Raw genomic sequence first — 14,638 nt, 5'->3', positions numbered from 1 at the left:
GGCCCGGCGGAATTCCTGCCGCGGAAACGGGAATTCCGCCGGGCCGGACCGTTAATCTCTCGCCATGAGTACGGATGCGCCGGGCGGGGAGCGTCCCGCGGCGACCGGAGACGAGTTCGTGTTCGCCGTCGCTGACCTGCTGCGACCGTTCCGGCCCTTGGTCCAACCGGCTGCGGCCGAGCCGGCCCCCGAGCCCACGCAGCAGCTGGCGGACTCCATCGGACGCGCGATCGACGGGTTCTGGCCCTGGGTCGAACGAACGGCCAGGGCCTCGGGCAAGAGGGTCGACGAGCTCCATCGGCGGGCCGCTCCGCCGAACTGGGTCTCCGATGGCAAGGCGGACGTCGACTACTTCGCGGCCGTCCGGCTCTCGTTGGCGCACGGCGTTCCCCTGGCCTGGGTGCCCGACCCGGAAACCGTCAAGCTGCTCCTGGCCGCCCACGACGACGAAACAGCCTCGGTCCACGCCGTTCTCGACGACCGCCGCGAGCCGATCCTCGACCACTGCGACAGCCGCCTGGACGAGGTGGACCGGGCCCCCGCGGCGGCACCGTCGGTCCGGGTCGCCCGGGAAGCGGTCCGGGCACTTCGTCTCGATCTTCCGGCACCGGCTCAGTCGGCGGCCGCGAACCTCATCGACGAGCTTGCCCGCACCGCGTTCACGATCGTCTACGGCGATCGGCACAGCCACGCCCCGGCGCCGAGCCGCGTCCAGACGTTGTCGGAACGAGCCCGCAGCGCGGGGTTGTCCTTCTTCGCTTCGCTCGGCATCTTGCGCGAACTGGCCACCGTGATGCCCTTGCTGAACGCCATGACACCGTGGTCGCCGGGCAGCGGAGCGCCCGCCCCGACGAGTTTCAGCCAGCAGGTGACCAGCCACCACATCACCGCGCCGGGCCAGGTCACGCACACCAACGCGCTCGTGGCGGTGCTGACCGCCGTTTCCTTGCTCTGTCAGGAGCACGACTCGCACTGGCACACCTGGAAGATCCTGAACGCCCTCGAAACCGGCTGACGCCGTCACGAACCGGCGGCGGCCCACCAGGCTTCGTCGAGCTCGCCGCGCGCCACGATCTCCGCGGGCCCGGACAGCGTCGACTCGCCGCGCGCCACCGTCACCTCGAGCCGTCCGCCCGGGATGTCCACCGTGGACGCTCCCGTGTCCGTGCCCGCCAGGTGCAGCGCCGCCGCCACCGCGGCCACCGTGCCCGTGCCGCACGCCCGGGTCTCCCCCACGCCGCGCTCGTGCACGCGCATCCGCAGCGCGCCCTCGCCGATGCGGTTGACGAACTCGAGGTTGACCCCGTGCGGGAAGACGTCGTGGTCGAAGTCGGGCTGGTCGCGCAGATCGAGGTCGGCGACGTCGACGTCGTCGAGCACCGACACCAGGTGCGGGTTGCCGACGTTCACCGCCACACCCGAGAACGGCCGGCCGGCCACCACCGTCACCGACGTGCCGGTGATCGTCGCCGGTCCCATCCACACCGTCACCGAACGGTCCGGGTGCACCACCACCGGGCGGTCGCCGGCCCGGGTGCCGATGACGAACTCGCCCTCGGTCGCGAGACCGGCGTCGACGAGGTAGCGGGCGAAGACCCGCACGCCGTTGCCGCACATCTCGGCGATCGACCCGTCGGCGTTGCGGTAGTCCATGAACCACTCGCCCTCGGACGGGATGTCCAGCGCCGCGGCGCGGACGACGCGGAGCACACCGTCGGCCCCGAGGCCGCGCTGGCGGTCGCACAGCGCGGCGACCCTCGCCTCGGTCAGCTCGAGGCGGCCCGCCGGGTCGGGGAGCAGCACGAAGTCGTTCTGCGTGCCGTGCCCCTTGAGGAACTCGATTCCGCCCATAGGGGCAAGATTACCGGCCCAGGGTATCCAGGACGCGTGCGGCCAGCCCGGTTTCCGCGCCGTCGTACCAATGGATCCGTTTGTCGCGCCGGAACCAGGACCGTTGCTTCCGGACGAAGCGCCGGGTGGCCTGCGCCGTCGCCGCGGCGGCCGCCTCGAAGTCGCCTTCGCCGTCCAGCTCGGCGAGCACCTGCTGGTACCCCAGCGCCCGTGACGCCGTCTTGCCTTCGCGCAGACCCCGCTCCAGGAGCGCGCGGACTTCATCGACCAGTCCGGCGGCGAACATCCGCCGGACGCGTTCGTCGACGCGCTCGTCGAGCTCGCCCGCTTCCCGGTCGACGCCGATCACGACCGTGTCGTAGCGGGCCGGGCCGGGCTTCGGCAGGTTCGCCGAGAACGGCGCGCCGGTGATCTCGATGACCTCGAGCGCGCGCACGATCCGGCGTGTGTTGGTCGGCAGGATCGCGGCCGCGGCGGCCGGGTCGCGTTCACTCAACCGGGTGTAGAGGGCGGGAGTGCCGGCTTCGACGGCTTCGGCGTCCAGCCGGGCGCGCACCACCGGGTCGGTGCCCGGGAACCGCAGGTCGTCGAGCACCGCCTGGACGTAGAGCCCGGACCCGCCGGTCAGCACCGGCACCTTGCCCCCGGCCAGGAGCCGCTCGATCTCGGCGCGCGCGTCGCGCTGGTAGGCCGCGACGGACGCCGTCTCGGTCACATCCAGCACGTCGAGGAGGTGGTGCGGGACGCCGCGGCGCTCGGCTTCGGTGGCTTTCGCGGTGCCGATGTCCATGCCGCGGTAGAGCTGGAGCGCGTCGGCGTTGACGACTTCGCCGCCCAGTTCGAGGGCCAGCTCGACGGCGAGCGCGGTCTTGCCGGTGGCCGTCGGCCCGACCACCGCGACCGGGACGATCTGGCTGTTCACGGCGGCTGACGATACCGGCGGGCCGCCACGGAGCGTCCACCGGAAGTAGGATCACGAGCTTCGAGTGGCCCATCCAGTACCACGGTGCGCGCTGAGCTGCTTGAATGCCGCGAGGGGCCGTAGCATCCGAGCACGGCCCGTGACGACCGCACTACCCGGCCCCGCTTCCGCGGCGGGGCGCCCGCACCAGCGGGCGTACAGGCGATAAGGAGCCTGCGATGGCCCAGGAGAACACTTCCACCGGTACCCCGGCCCCGCACCCGGTGCCGCACGCGCTGCACGCCGGGCACGCCGCCCCGCCCGTGCCGCTCGCCGAGACCACCCCGTCCACCTGGGGCCGCATCGACGAAGAGGGCACCGTCTACGTCACCACCGCCGAGGGCGAGCGCGCGGTCGGCGTCTGGCAGGCAGGCAGTCCCGACGAGGGCCTGGTGCACTACGCCCGCCGCTTCGACGACGTGCGCACCGAGGTCGAGCTGCTGGAGACCCGGCTGGCCTCCGGCGCCGGCGACCCGAAGCACGCGCTGTCGAGCGCCACCCAGATCCGCGACGGCCTGGCCGAAGCCGCGGTGGTCGGCGACTTGGCCGCGCTCGCCGCGCGCCTGGAGTACGTCATCGGGCACGCCGAGAAGGCGCTGGCCAGCGCGAAGCAGGAGCGCGAGGTGGCCCGCGCGGCCGCCGTCGCCCGGAAGCAGGAGCTGGCCGAAGAAGCCGAGAAGATCGCCGCCGACTCCACCCAGTGGAAGGCCGCGGGCGACCGGCTGCGCACGATCCTCGACGAGTGGAAGACGGTCAAGGGCGTCGACCGCAAGACCGACGACGAGCTGTGGAAGCGGTTCTCCAAGGCCCGCGAAGGCTTCAACCGGCGGCGCGGGTCGCACTTCGCCGAGCTCGACAAGCAGCGCGCGTCAGCGAAGACGCGCAAGGAAGAGCTCATCGCCGAGGCCGAGGCCATCAGCGAGTCCGAGGACTGGGGCGAGACCGCGGGCCGCTACAAGGACCTGATGACGGAGTGGAAGGCCGCCGGCCGGGCGCCGAAGGACAGCGACGAAGCGCTGTGGCAGCGGTTCCGCGCGGCGCAGGACAAGTTCTTCGCCCGCCGCTCCTCGGTGTTCTCCGAGCGCGACGCGGAGTTCTCACAGAACGCGTCCCGCAAGGAGGAGCTGCTGGTCGAGGCCGAGAAGATCGACGCGGCCGCGAACCTGGAGGCGGCGAAGAACGCGCTGCGCAAGATCCAGGAGCAGTGGGACGAGATCGGCAAGGTCCCCCGCGAGCGGATCCGCGAGCTCGACGGCCGCCTGAAGGCGGTCCAGGACACGGTCAAGTCCGCCGAAGACAGCCGCTGGCGCCGCACCGACCCGGAGGCCCAGGCCCGCGCGGCCCAGTTCCGCGAGCGAGTGGAGCAGTTCGAGTCCCAGGCGGCCAAGGCTCGGGCGGCCGGGGATGAGCGTAGGGCGAAGAAGGCGGATGAGCAGGCCGCCCAGTGGCGTGAGTGGCTGCAGGCCGCGGAGGCTGCGGTAGCGGACCGCTGAGGTTTCGCCGGCCGGCGGCCGTGGTCGCCGGCCACTGAGGTTTCGCCGGTCGGCGGCCATGGTCGCCGGCCACTGAGGTTTGGCTGACTGGCGGCCGCGGTCGCCGGCCACTGAAGTTTCGCCGGCCGGCAGCCATGGTCGCCAGCCACGGAGGTTTCGCCGGCCGACGGCCGTGCTCGCCGACCGCTGAGCTTCAGCTGGCGGTCGTGGTCGCTTGCCGCTGAGGTTCTTTCGGCCTGCGGCCGTGGTCGCTTACCGCCGAGTTCGTTCGGCCTGCGGCCGTGGTCGCCGGCCACTGAGGCCGCTGTCGCCGACCGCTCAGGCCGCCAAGGCCTTGGTCGCCGACCGCTCCAAGGCCGTGGTCACCTACCGCTGAGCTTCCACCGGCCGGCTTGTCCACAGCACCGCCGTGATGTGGACAAGCCGGCCGCTCGGCGCCGGTTGCGGCGGTCCCGTCGGTGGGCGCCGATACGCTGGAAGCGGGGGCAGCCCCCAGGGAGGGCGGGCCGCGCGCGGGCCCCGGATCCGGCTCGCTCCACCACCGGCCGGCAGTTCGGGCGAGGCCGCGAATACCCCACTGGAAGCGATTGAGTCAGTGGGGACAGCGGCAAGTCGCCACTCGCCGCGGAGCAGGCAGCGCCTGACACCCCGGGCCACGCACACGCGCAAGCCAGTCGGCAAGCGGACGGTTAACGCGTCACCCGGAGGGGGCGGTCCCACGTCACGACCGGGGGCTTTCCGGCGCTTTCCCGCCGCGCCGGTGCTCCACTTCGATCATGAGCAAGCCATCGAACCTCGTGTCCGCACTGGTCATCGCCTGCACCGTCGCGCTCGCCGCGCCGACCGTCGCTCTGGCGGCCGCTGGTCCCGCTCCCGCCGCCGTTCAGGGCAAGAAGAAGCACAAGGCCAAGCTCGAGGCGAAGGCCGACAAGACCCGCGTCAAGGTCGGCGAAGAGACGAAGATCAAGGGCTCGTTCGCCGACCTGGGCGGGCAGGAGAGCGTCTCCGGTGGCGAACCGGTGATCGTGCAGCAGCTCAAAGCCGGCGTCTGGGTCGACCTGACCACCGGTACCTGCAAGCCCAACGGTGTGTTCCGGTTCAGCGTGAGCTTCCGGATCCGCGCGAACGTCACGCTGCGGGTCTTCCACCCCGAAACCGAGCTCTACGTCGGCGTCGTGTCGAGCCTGATCGGCATCGTCGTGATCTGACTCAGTTCCGCGAGAACGCCGTCCGCATCCACGACACCGCGAGGCAGATCGTCGCGATCCAGCCGATGATCAGGCCGTACCCGGGTCCGCCGCCCGCGGCTCCGCTCGCGTGCGACGACTGCTGCGACCAGATGGCCAGCAGCCCGTCCACCGACGCGAACCAGCCGCCGGCGGCGCACACCCAGGCCAGCCACCAGCGGCGCGTCACCAGTGCCAGCGCCGACGCGATGATGCCGACGCCGGTCGACGTCGCCGCGAACAGCTGCGGGATGCCGCCGCCCTCGCCGGCCAGCACCCGCCAGCCCGCGTACTCGCCGACCCACGGCAGGAGCAGGCAGATCAGCAGCACGAACGAGAACACCGCGATGGTGAACCCGCGCCGGCCCAGCTCCACCGTGCGCGACGCGCGGTCGCCCACCTCGTCGATCTCGGCGGCCAGCTCGGCCAGCTCGCCGTTGCCCTTGGACTCCGTCACAGCGCACACCCGCTCACCGGCTCAGGCTGCGCGGCCGGGGCACCGAAGCCCGGCAAGCCCAGCGTGACGCCGCTCGTCTTCGGCCGGAGCCCCGCCTCCGCGTTGTCGCCGGCGCGCGTGCGCCGGTGGGACAGCAGGTCGCCGTCGGCGACCAGGTGGTGCGGGGCGCCGTAGGTCACGACCGTCTCGACGACGTCACCGGGACGGACCTGGGCGTCGCCCGGGGTGAAGTGCACCAGGCGGCCGTCACGGGCCCGGCCGCTCATCCGGTGCGTCTCGGCGTCCTTGCGCCCCTCACCCGCGGCGACGAGCAGCTCGACCCGGCGGCCGACGATCTTCTTGTTCTCTTCCCAGGAGATCGCGTTCTGCAGCTCGACCAGGCGTTCGTAGCGCTCCTGCACGACGGCCTTGGGCAGCTGGTCCGGCATCGTCGCGGCCGGCGTGCCGGGGCGAATCGAGTACTGGAAGGTGAAGGCGCTGGAGAACCTCGCCTGCTCGACGACGTCGAGCGTGGCCTGGAAGTCCTCCTCGGTCTCGCCGGGGAAGCCGACGATGATGTCGGTGGTGATGGCCGCGTCCGGCATCGCCGCGCGGACCTCGTCGAGGATCTTCAGGAACCGCGCCGAGCGGTAGGACCGCTTCATCTCGCGCAGCACGCGGTCGGAGCCGGACTGCAGCGGCATGTGCAGCTGGTGGCACACGTTCGGCGTCTCGGCCATGGCCTCGATGACGTCGGTGGTGAAGGACGCCGGGTGCGGCGAGGTGAAGCGCACGCGCTCCAGGCCGTCGATGGTGCCGGCCGCGCGCAGCAGCTTCCCGAAGGCCAGCCGGTCGCCGAACTCGACGCCGTAGGAGTTCACGTTCTGGCCGAGCAGCGTGACTTCGAGCACGCCCTCGGCGACGAGCGCCTCGACCTCGGCGAGGATCTCGCCGGGCCGCCGGTCGCGTTCCTTGCCGCGCAGCGCCGGGACGATGCAGAAGGTGCAGGTGTTGTTGCACCCGACCGAAACGGACACCCAGCTCGCGTAGGACGACTCGCGCCGCGCGGGCAGCGTCGAGGGGAAGGTCTCGAGCGATTCGAGGATCTCGACCTCGGCCTCGGCGTTGTGCCGCGCGCGCTCCAGCAGCGTCGGCAGCGACCCGATGTTGTGGGTCCCGAAGACGACGTCGACCCACGGCGCCCGCTTGACGATCTCCCCGCGGTCCTTCTGCGCGAGACACCCCCCGACGGCGATCTGCAGCTCGGGGTTGGCGATCTTGTCCGGCCGCAGGTGCCCGAGGGTGCCGTAGAGCTTGTTGTCCGCGTTCTCCCGGACGGCGCAGGTGTTGAACACGATGAGGTCGGGCTTGGCCCCGTGGTCGACGGGGACGTACCCGGCGTCTTCGAGCTGCCCGGCGAGCCGCTCGGAGTCGTGCACGTTCATCTGGCAGCCGAAGGTGCGGATCTGGTACGCCCTGGGTGCCTGTGTCTCGGTCATCACCGATCAGGGTAGACCTGGTCCCACCTGCTGCTCGGCCCCGGTCAGCAGGGCGGCCATGCTGTGGGGCGCGTCATCGCCGAACATGACGGCGTAGATGTCCTCGTCGCCCGCTTCGGCCGCCGCGCGCTCGAACATCCGCCCTTCGTACTCCGCCAGCGCGGTCTCGACGTCGTCCGGGTGCGCCGCGAGGGCCTGACCGAGCTCGGCGCCGTCCAGCATGGCCAGGTTGGCTCCTTCGCCGTTCGGGGGCATGAGGTGGGCCGCGTCGCCGAGGAGGGTCACGCCCGGTGCCCGGTCCCAGCGGTGTCCGGCCGGCAGGGTGAACAGGCGGCGCAGGACCGGCGGTACGTCGCTGTCGGTGATCAGGGCCGTCAGCTCGGGGGCCCAGCCGGCGAACTCGTCGACGACCCGCGCGGGATCGACACCGTCCAGCCAGTCCGCGGGCTTCCGGAGCTGCGTGTACGCGTGCAGGGTCCCGCCGCTTTCCCGGTGGGCCAGGATTCCCTTGCCCGGCGCCAGCGCGAACAGCGACCCGGCGCCGACCACTTTCGCGGCGGCCGGATGCCGGGTGTCGCCGTCGAAGAGGAACGTCTCGACGACGGAAAACCCGACGTAGGCAGGAATGGCGTCGGAAACCACCGGACGCACCCGCGACCACGCGCCGTCCGCGCCGACGAGCAGGCTCGTGACGACGGTGGTGCCGTCGGCCAGGCTCACCTTGTGCTTCCCCTCGCCGAGGGCCCGCACACCGGTGACCTTGTGTCCCCAGTGGACGGTGCCGGGCGGCAGCGCGTCGAGCAGCAGCTGCCGCAGCTCGCCGCGCTGCACCTCGGGGCGCTCGCCGGTGCCGTCGTCGGGCCGGTCGGCCAGCACGGCCCCGGTGCGGTCGACGACCCGGTAGGACTCGCGGCCCGTCAGGACGAGTTCGCGGAATCCCTCGAGCAGGCCCGCCGCCTCGAGCGCCTGCTGGCCGTTCCAGGGGTGGATGTCGAGCATCCCGCCCTGGCGGCGCGCGGCCGGCGACGGCTCGGCCTCGTAGACCGTCGCCGGGATGCCGTGGAGGTGGAGGACGCGGGCCAGCACCAGGCCGCCGAGGCCTGCTCCGATGATCGTCACAGGATTTTGGATCGTCATTCCAACCACGCTAGCACGACTTTGGATCGCCGATCCAACCGTGCGATACTGCACCCATGACGAAGCGGCGCACCGACGGCCTGTCGAAGGACTTGATCGTCAAGGCCGCGAAGGACCTCCTCGACGCCGGCGGCGAGGGCGCGCTGACCTTCCGGGCCCTCACCACCCACCTGAGCACCGGCTACGGCGCGATCTACCACCACGTCGCGAACAAGAGCGACCTGCTCGCGGCGGCCACCGACGACGTCATCGCGGACGTCATGACCGGCGACGTCGCGGTCGCGGAACCCCGGGAAGCGCTGCGCACCGTCGCACTCGGCCTGTTCGACGCGATCGACGCCCACCCCTGGGTCGGCGCGCAGCTCTCGCGGGAGCCATGGCGCCCCGCGCTCCTGGCGATCTACGAGCGCATCGGCGGGCTGCTCGACGCGCTGGGCGTTCCCGAGCGGACGCTCTTCGACGCCGCGGGCGCGCTCGTGAACTACGTCCTCGGCGTCGCCGGGCAGAACGCCGCCAACGCCCGGCTCCTCACCGCCGGCGACGCCGACCGGTCGGCCTTCCTGGCCGAGGTCGCGGCCCAGTGGGACGACCTCGACCCGGAGCGGTACCCGTTCGTGCGCAAGGCCGCGGCACGGCTGCGCGACCACGACGACCGCGAGCAGTTCCTGGCCGGCATCGACATCTTCCTGGCCGGCCTGGGGCAAACCCCGGCGTGACGGCCCGGAAGCCGCCACACCGGGGACCGGTCACCAGCCGACCGCCACCAGGAGCCACTGCGGGTCGCCGTGGGAGACGAACGAGGACTGGCCCGCCACGTCGTCGTACGGGAACCCGTACGCCAGGTTGTTGATGCCGTGGTCGTGCCAGTACTTCGCGTAGTAGTTCGCCGGCGCCGCCTTGTAGTAGTTCGCCGGGTCCTGCTGCTGCGACGCGGGCAGCTGCGCCGTGTGGCGGTTCAGCGCCGCGCACATGTTCGGGTTGCCCGCCAGCGAACCCGCGCAGCCGGTGATGTTCGACGTCGGCTCGTTGACGCCCACCGACTGCGCGTAGGCGGTGAAGTAGTTCGCGTACCGGCCGCCCGCGCGGAAGTCCGGCGCGCTGCCCGGAGCCGGGATCCGGTACGGCGCGTTCACCGTCGCCAGGCCCTTGAACTCCGTCGGCACCTCGGCCTGGAACTTGGCGAAGGTGGCCGCCCGGTCCTCCTGGAAGGTCCCGTAGTCGTCACCGACCTGGACGTCGTAGCCGTCGTGGGCGTGCAGCCGCATGGCCAGCTTCAGCGCGAACGCGTCGACGCGGGTCGTGTTGCCGTTGAACACGTCCGGCCCGACGGTGAACTCGATGAAGTCGGCGTACTGGCCGTTCGGCGTGCCGAGGTAGAAGTACATCCGGCCGGCCGAGTTGGCCGGCATGTCGATGTAGGGCTGCTCGGCGATCGAGTGGGTCTGGCCGCCGAAGTTCCAGTACACCTGGCTGTCCGGGTACTTGCCGTTGGTCCGGTTGAGCACCTTCACGGTGAGCACGTTGCGCGCGGCCGGGATGCTCGCGGTGTCGCCCCAGAAGGAGTCGGGCGGGGTGCCGGCCCCGGGCTGCGTGGTCCCGCCGCCGGTGCCGAACACCTGGAACTCCCACAGCGAGACGCCGTACGGGGTGGCCCGCGCGGTCGTGGCGAGGCGCACGTACCGCCCGGACCCGGTGACGGTCAGCGTCTGCGTGCCGCCGGTCCCGGTCGTCGTCTGGTACACAGTGGACCACGTGGAACCGTTGGCGGATAACTGGATCTGGTAGGCCGTGGCGTAGGCGGCCTCCCAGTTCAGCACGACGCGGCTGACGGTCGCCGCGCCGCCGAGGTCGACCTGGATCCACTGTGGATCGCTGAACTGGGACGACCAGCGGGTGCCGGTGTTCCCGTCCACCGCGGCGGATGCGGGCGTCCCGGCGTTCTCGACCGAGGACGCCGTGGCGGGTTTTCCTTGCGAGATCAGGCTGTCCGCCGCGTTCGCGGCAGGAGCGGCGAAGCCGAGCACGGCGACCGCGAGGGCCGCCGCGAGCGCCGCCAAGCGGGTACCGGGTCCGCGGCGGCGCCGCGGCAGGGTGTTCGAGGGCATGGTTCCTCCCTGGCCGGGAAGTGGGGCGGACCCGCCGCCGGTCAGGGGACGGCGTCGTCCGGCTCGTCCCCGAGCGCCGGGCGGATGCCCTCGAGGGCCGGCGGGGACGATCGATGAAAAGGTTCATACCACCGCCCCCGACCTGTCAACCCTTGACAGTTCGGAGCTACGGGGCGATCCTCGGAACCGGTTCCATCGACCCTCTGCGTGGCGCCGCCACCCGCTCAGGGGCCGGCTCACCGGGAGTCAGCCATGTCCAGCGGTGCCCTGCGCACGACGTCCACCGTGTCCACCGTGTCCACTATGGACACTGTGCTCAAGCCACGAGATCGGCCAGCACCGCGACCGCCGCCCGCCGGCCCGACACGAGCGCGCCCTGCACCGACGGCGTGTCCCGGTGGTCACCGCAGACGTACCGGCCGGGGCCGACCCGCACCGGACGCCGCAGCGGAGCACCGGGGCCGAACACCGGCAGCGCCTTCGGGACCGCGTACGTCCGCAGCAGCTCCCACCCCCGTGTGTCGGTGTCGTAGATCCGCGCCAGCCGCTGCCGCACCCGCGGCTCGAGACCGGGATCGGCACGATCGGGCACCGACGCGCTGATCAGCGCCGACCCGGGCGGGGCGTACCCCGCCGCCACCTCGCTGAGCACGGCCGTGTTGAGCAGCAGCTCGTCGAGGCCGTCGACCAGCAAGGTCGGCGACCGGAGCGGGCTCACCGGAGCGCGGTAGTAGAAGGTCGTCACCGCGTGCCACGCCGGGGCCTCGACGCCGGGCAGCAGGCGGGCGGCGGTGTCCCCGTCGGTCGCGACGACCACGGCCCGCGCGGCGATGTCTTCGCCGTCGCGCGTGCGCACGCCGTCCTCGGTGATCGAGCCGACCTCGACGCCGGTGCGGACCCGCAGCCCGGCGGCCAGCTGACGCGGCAGAGCCTGCATGCCCTCGGCCGGCAGCACTCCCCCGCCGCGCAGGAAACTGCGCCAGATCAAGTGGAACAGCCGGCCCGACGTCGCCAGGTCGCGGTCGAGGAACACCCCGGCGAGGAACGGCCGCAGCACCTCCTCGACCGTGGACTCCGTCAGCCCCCAGCGTCGCAGCTCCTCGGCGGTGGTGCGCCCGGTGTCGGCGCGGTCGGCCTTCAGCACGTCGCGGGCCGCGAGCGCCGCCATCCGCGCGCCGTCGGCGGGGCGGCCCGCGACGAACCCCGCCGCCCCGCGCACCGCCGGCAGCCCGTGCCACGGGCCGGCGAGCCAGCGGCGCCCGGAGCCGGTCATCGCGATCGTCCCGCGCGTGAACGGGCGCGGCCGCAACGCGCCGACGTCGGCCAGCCGCCGCAGCGCCGGGTAAGCCGGCAGCAGCACCTGGAAGCCGCGGTCGAGGCGGAACCCGTCGACGACGTCGGTGCGCACCCGGCCGCCGACGTCGTCGCCCGCCTCCAGCACCGTGACCGACGCCCCGGCCCCGCTCAGCCGCCGCGCCGCGCTCAGCCCGGCCAGCCCGCCACCCACGACCACGACGTCCATCCCGGTCTCCTTCCGTCCTCCCGGGGAGTGCCCGGATCGGCCGTCGCCAACCACCGGGCCGCCGGATCTGGCACGATCGGGCGGTGGTCGGGACGCGGCGGGGGCGAGTGCTCGCGATGGCGGCCGCCCTGCTGCTGGTACTCGCCTCCTGCAGCGCCGGCTTCGGCGAGCTCAAGCTGCGGATCGCCGCGGGCAACCCGGGCGGGGTCTACGACAAGCTCGCCCAGACCCTCGCCACCGCGTGGGCCGCGGGCCTCGACATCGACCGGCCCACCGTGCTGCAGACCCAGGGGTCGCCCGACAACCTCGACAAGGTCCTCGCCGGGAAGGCCGACGTCGCGTTCGTCGCCGCGGACGTCGCCGCCGACCGGTACAAGGACGACCGGCGGCTGGCCACCCTCGCCCGGATCCACGACGACTACCTGCACATCGTCGTGCGCTCCGACTCCGACATCCGGACCGTCGACCAGCTGCGGGGCCGGCGGATCGCGATCGGCTCGCCGTCGTCGGGCGTCGAGTACATCGCCACCCGGCTGCTGGGGGCGACCGGGCTCACCGGGTCGGTGACCACCAGCGCCCGCGGGCTCGACGACTCCGTCAAGGCGCTGCTGAACGGCGAGATCGACGCGTTCTTCTGGTCCGGCGGCCTGCCGACACCCGGCCTGGCCAAGTACAACGACAAGCAGTCCCTGCGCCTGCTCGACATCGCCGACGTGATGCCGAAGATGCAGGAGGTCAACCAGGTCTACGGCACCGCGTCCATCCCGGCCACCACCTACAACCAGCCGGGCCCGGTGACCACGCTGCTGGTGCCGAACTTCCTGGTCGTCCCGACGTCGATGAGCGACGACGTCGCCGAGGCGCTGGTCCGCGGCCTGTTCGACGCCCGCCAGCAGCTGGCGGTGGCCAACCCGGCGGCGCTGTCGATCGACGTCCACCCGGGCATCGAGACCCAGCCGATCCCCCTGCACCCCGGCGCGCTGCGCTACTACCGCGCGAAGAAGACCTAAGCGGCCGGGAACGTCATCGCGATCCGCAGGCCGCCGCCTTCGGGCAGGTCCAGCGCCAGCTCGCCGTCGGAGTGCGCGGTCAGCTCGGACACGATCGCCAGGCCCAGCCCCGACCCCGGCACGTTCTGGTGCGCGGGACTCCGCCAGAACCGGTCCAGCGCGCGGTCGAGCTCGTCCGGCGGCAGCCCCGGCCCGTGGTCGCGCACCGACAGGCGCACGCGGTCGCCGTCGCGCTCGACGGCGACCCGGATCTCGGTGCCGGACGCGGTGAACTTGAGCGCGTTGTCGAGCAGCGCGTCGAGGATCGTCTCGGCGCCGCGCGGCGGCACGCGGACCCGGGCGCCGTCGCCCGCGGTGTCGACGACCAGCCGCACGTCCCTGGCCTCGCCGACCACCGTCCAGTCGGCGACCCGCTCGGCGACGACCTCGTCGAGCACGACCGGGTCGAGCTCGCCGCCGGACGCCTCGGCGCGGGCCATCGACAGCAGGCCGTCGAGGATCTGGTGCAGCCGCCCGGCGTCGATGCGCGCGGCTTCCAGGTCGGCGGCCGACTGGTCGTCCACGACGTGACCGTCGAGGTTCCCGAGCCGGATCTTCAACGCGGTCAGCGGGTTGCGCAGCTGGTGCGAGGCATCCGCGACGAACGCGCGCTGCGCGGCCAGCGCACCCGACACGCTCTCGGCCATCCGGTCGAAGGACCGGCCGAGCTGCCGCAGCTCCGGCGGGCCGCCGCCCTCCCCCACCGGCTCGGCCTCCCGCCCGCTGACCACCGAGGCCACCAGCGCGCCGGTCGCGTCGTCGAGCCGCTTCACCGGCTTGAGGATCCACCGGACCACCGGGATCGCCACGGCCAGCGCGACCACGAAAGCGAGGATGCCGCCCGCGGCGAGCAGCAGCCACCACCACAGCACGGCGGCGCGCTCGGAGTCGGTGGCGGACACGGTGAGCACCGCCCCGCGCACCTCGCCGTCGGCGAGCACCGGTTCGGAGAGCACCAGCGGCGTCGAGTCCCACGGCATCAGCACGCCGGAGGGCTGCGACCGGCGGCCGGCCAGCGCCTCGTGGACGGGGTCGCTGATCCGCTCGTCGTGCAGGTCGATGCGCGCGGCGGCCGGGCCGAGCGAGGTGACGACCGGCTTGCCGTCCTGGTCGACGACCACCACCTGGACGCCGTACACCTCGGTGTAGCGGCGCACGTCGGGCTCGATCAGGTACGGCTTGTTGTCCAGCAGCGGACGCTGGGCCAGCGACGCGAACCGCGCGGTGTCGGTGAGCCGGTCGAGGAACAGGTCCTGCTGCGCGCCGGCGGCGATCGAGATGGCCAGCGGGATGCCGAGGCCGAAGACCAGCAGCGCGACCAGCGTCAGCACGATGCCCTGCAGCCGGACGCGCACGCCG

At 72.6% G+C, this 14,638-nt stretch carries 13 protein-coding genes; 5 read left to right on the top strand and 8 right to left on the bottom strand.

Annotation, left to right across the window (positions count from 1 at the left end; all coding sequences use genetic code 11):
* Positions 1-64: 64 nt before the first annotated feature.
* Positions 65-1,015 (top strand): hypothetical protein, encoded by a 951-nt coding sequence (locus ACZ7OU_RS19110; protein WP_470238725.1) that lies wholly within the window; start codon positions 65-67, stop codon positions 1,013-1,015.
* 5 nt (positions 1,016-1,020) lie between these two features.
* Here ACZ7OU_RS19110 and dapF read toward each other — a convergent pair whose 3' ends face one another.
* Positions 1,021-1,851, bottom strand: a complete 831-nt coding sequence (gene dapF / locus ACZ7OU_RS19105; protein WP_470256091.1) for a diaminopimelate epimerase — start codon at positions 1,849-1,851, stop codon at positions 1,021-1,023.
* Between the two features lie 10 nt (positions 1,852-1,861).
* Positions 1,862-2,773: a tRNA (adenosine(37)-N6)-dimethylallyltransferase MiaA gene (miaA, locus tag ACZ7OU_RS19100; protein ID WP_470238727.1), complete on the bottom strand. Its 912-nt coding sequence runs from the start codon at positions 2,771-2,773 to the stop codon at positions 1,862-1,864.
* Positions 2,774-2,991: 218 nt separating this feature from the next.
* Between miaA and ACZ7OU_RS19095 the strand changes: the two genes are divergently transcribed.
* Both ACZ7OU_RS19095 and ACZ7OU_RS19090 read left to right on the top strand, forming a co-directional pair.
* Positions 2,992-4,305 carry a DUF349 domain-containing protein gene (locus tag ACZ7OU_RS19095; RefSeq protein ID WP_470238728.1) on the top strand — a complete coding sequence of 438 codons (1,314 nt, stop codon included), beginning with the start codon at positions 2,992-2,994 and terminating at the stop codon, positions 4,303-4,305.
* A gap of 776 nt (positions 4,306-5,081) precedes the next feature.
* Complete coding sequence (locus ACZ7OU_RS19090; RefSeq protein WP_470256090.1) at positions 5,082-5,513, top strand: hypothetical protein; 432 nt, start codon at positions 5,082-5,084, stop codon at positions 5,511-5,513.
* Position 5,514: 1 nt separating this feature from the next.
* Here the strand turns inward: ACZ7OU_RS19090 and ACZ7OU_RS19085 are convergent, their stop codons facing one another.
* The 3 genes from ACZ7OU_RS19085 to ACZ7OU_RS19075 are packed head-to-tail and all read right to left on the bottom strand — an operon-like array spanning position 5,515 to position 8,603.
* The gene (locus ACZ7OU_RS19085; RefSeq protein WP_470256089.1) at positions 5,515-5,988 is read right to left on the bottom strand and encodes an Rv2732c family membrane protein; all 474 of its coding nucleotides are present in this window, start codon (positions 5,986-5,988) and stop codon (positions 5,515-5,517) included.
* Positions 5,985-7,466: a tRNA (N6-isopentenyl adenosine(37)-C2)-methylthiotransferase MiaB gene (miaB, locus tag ACZ7OU_RS19080; RefSeq protein ID WP_470238731.1), complete on the bottom strand. Its 1,482-nt coding sequence runs from the start codon at positions 7,464-7,466 to the stop codon at positions 5,985-5,987. Before miaB ends, ACZ7OU_RS19085 begins: the two co-directional genes overlap by 4 nt.
* 6 nt (positions 7,467-7,472) lie before the next feature.
* Entirely contained in the window at positions 7,473-8,603 is a 1,131-nt protein-coding gene (locus ACZ7OU_RS19075) for an FAD-dependent oxidoreductase (RefSeq protein WP_470256088.1), read from the bottom strand.
* Between the two features lie 56 nt (positions 8,604-8,659).
* Between ACZ7OU_RS19075 and ACZ7OU_RS19070 the strand changes: the two genes are divergently transcribed.
* On the top strand, positions 8,660-9,319 hold the full coding sequence (locus ACZ7OU_RS19070) for a TetR/AcrR family transcriptional regulator (protein WP_470256087.1): 660 nt from the start codon (positions 8,660-8,662) through the stop codon (positions 9,317-9,319).
* Between the two features lie 30 nt (positions 9,320-9,349).
* On the opposite strand, the gene ACZ7OU_RS19065 is transcribed toward ACZ7OU_RS19070, so the two are convergent.
* Positions 9,350-10,708, bottom strand: coding sequence for a beta-1,3-glucanase family protein (locus tag ACZ7OU_RS19065; RefSeq protein ID WP_470256086.1), 1,359 nt, complete (start codon positions 10,706-10,708; stop codon positions 9,350-9,352).
* A gap of 316 nt (positions 10,709-11,024) precedes the next feature.
* Positions 11,025-12,230: an NAD(P)/FAD-dependent oxidoreductase gene (locus ACZ7OU_RS19060; RefSeq protein WP_470256085.1), complete on the bottom strand. Its 1,206-nt coding sequence runs from the start codon at positions 12,228-12,230 to the stop codon at positions 11,025-11,027.
* A gap of 116 nt (positions 12,231-12,346) precedes the next feature.
* Between ACZ7OU_RS19060 and ACZ7OU_RS19055 the strand changes: the two genes are divergently transcribed.
* Positions 12,347-13,240 (top strand): TAXI family TRAP transporter solute-binding subunit, encoded by an 894-nt coding sequence (locus ACZ7OU_RS19055; protein ID WP_470239031.1) that lies wholly within the window; start codon positions 12,347-12,349, stop codon positions 13,238-13,240.
* Here ACZ7OU_RS19055 and ACZ7OU_RS19050 read toward each other — a convergent pair.
* Positions 13,237-14,634: a sensor histidine kinase gene (locus ACZ7OU_RS19050; RefSeq protein WP_470238736.1), complete on the bottom strand. Its 1,398-nt coding sequence runs from the start codon at positions 14,632-14,634 to the stop codon at positions 13,237-13,239. The genes ACZ7OU_RS19055 and ACZ7OU_RS19050 overlap by 4 nt on opposite strands.
* Positions 14,635-14,638: the final 4 nt, after the last annotated feature.

It is taken from the genome of Amycolatopsis sp. NPDC114505, assembly GCF_055633615.1.
Note: the sequence above shows the minus strand (reverse complement) of the source record. Positions and strands in the feature narration are given on the sequence as shown.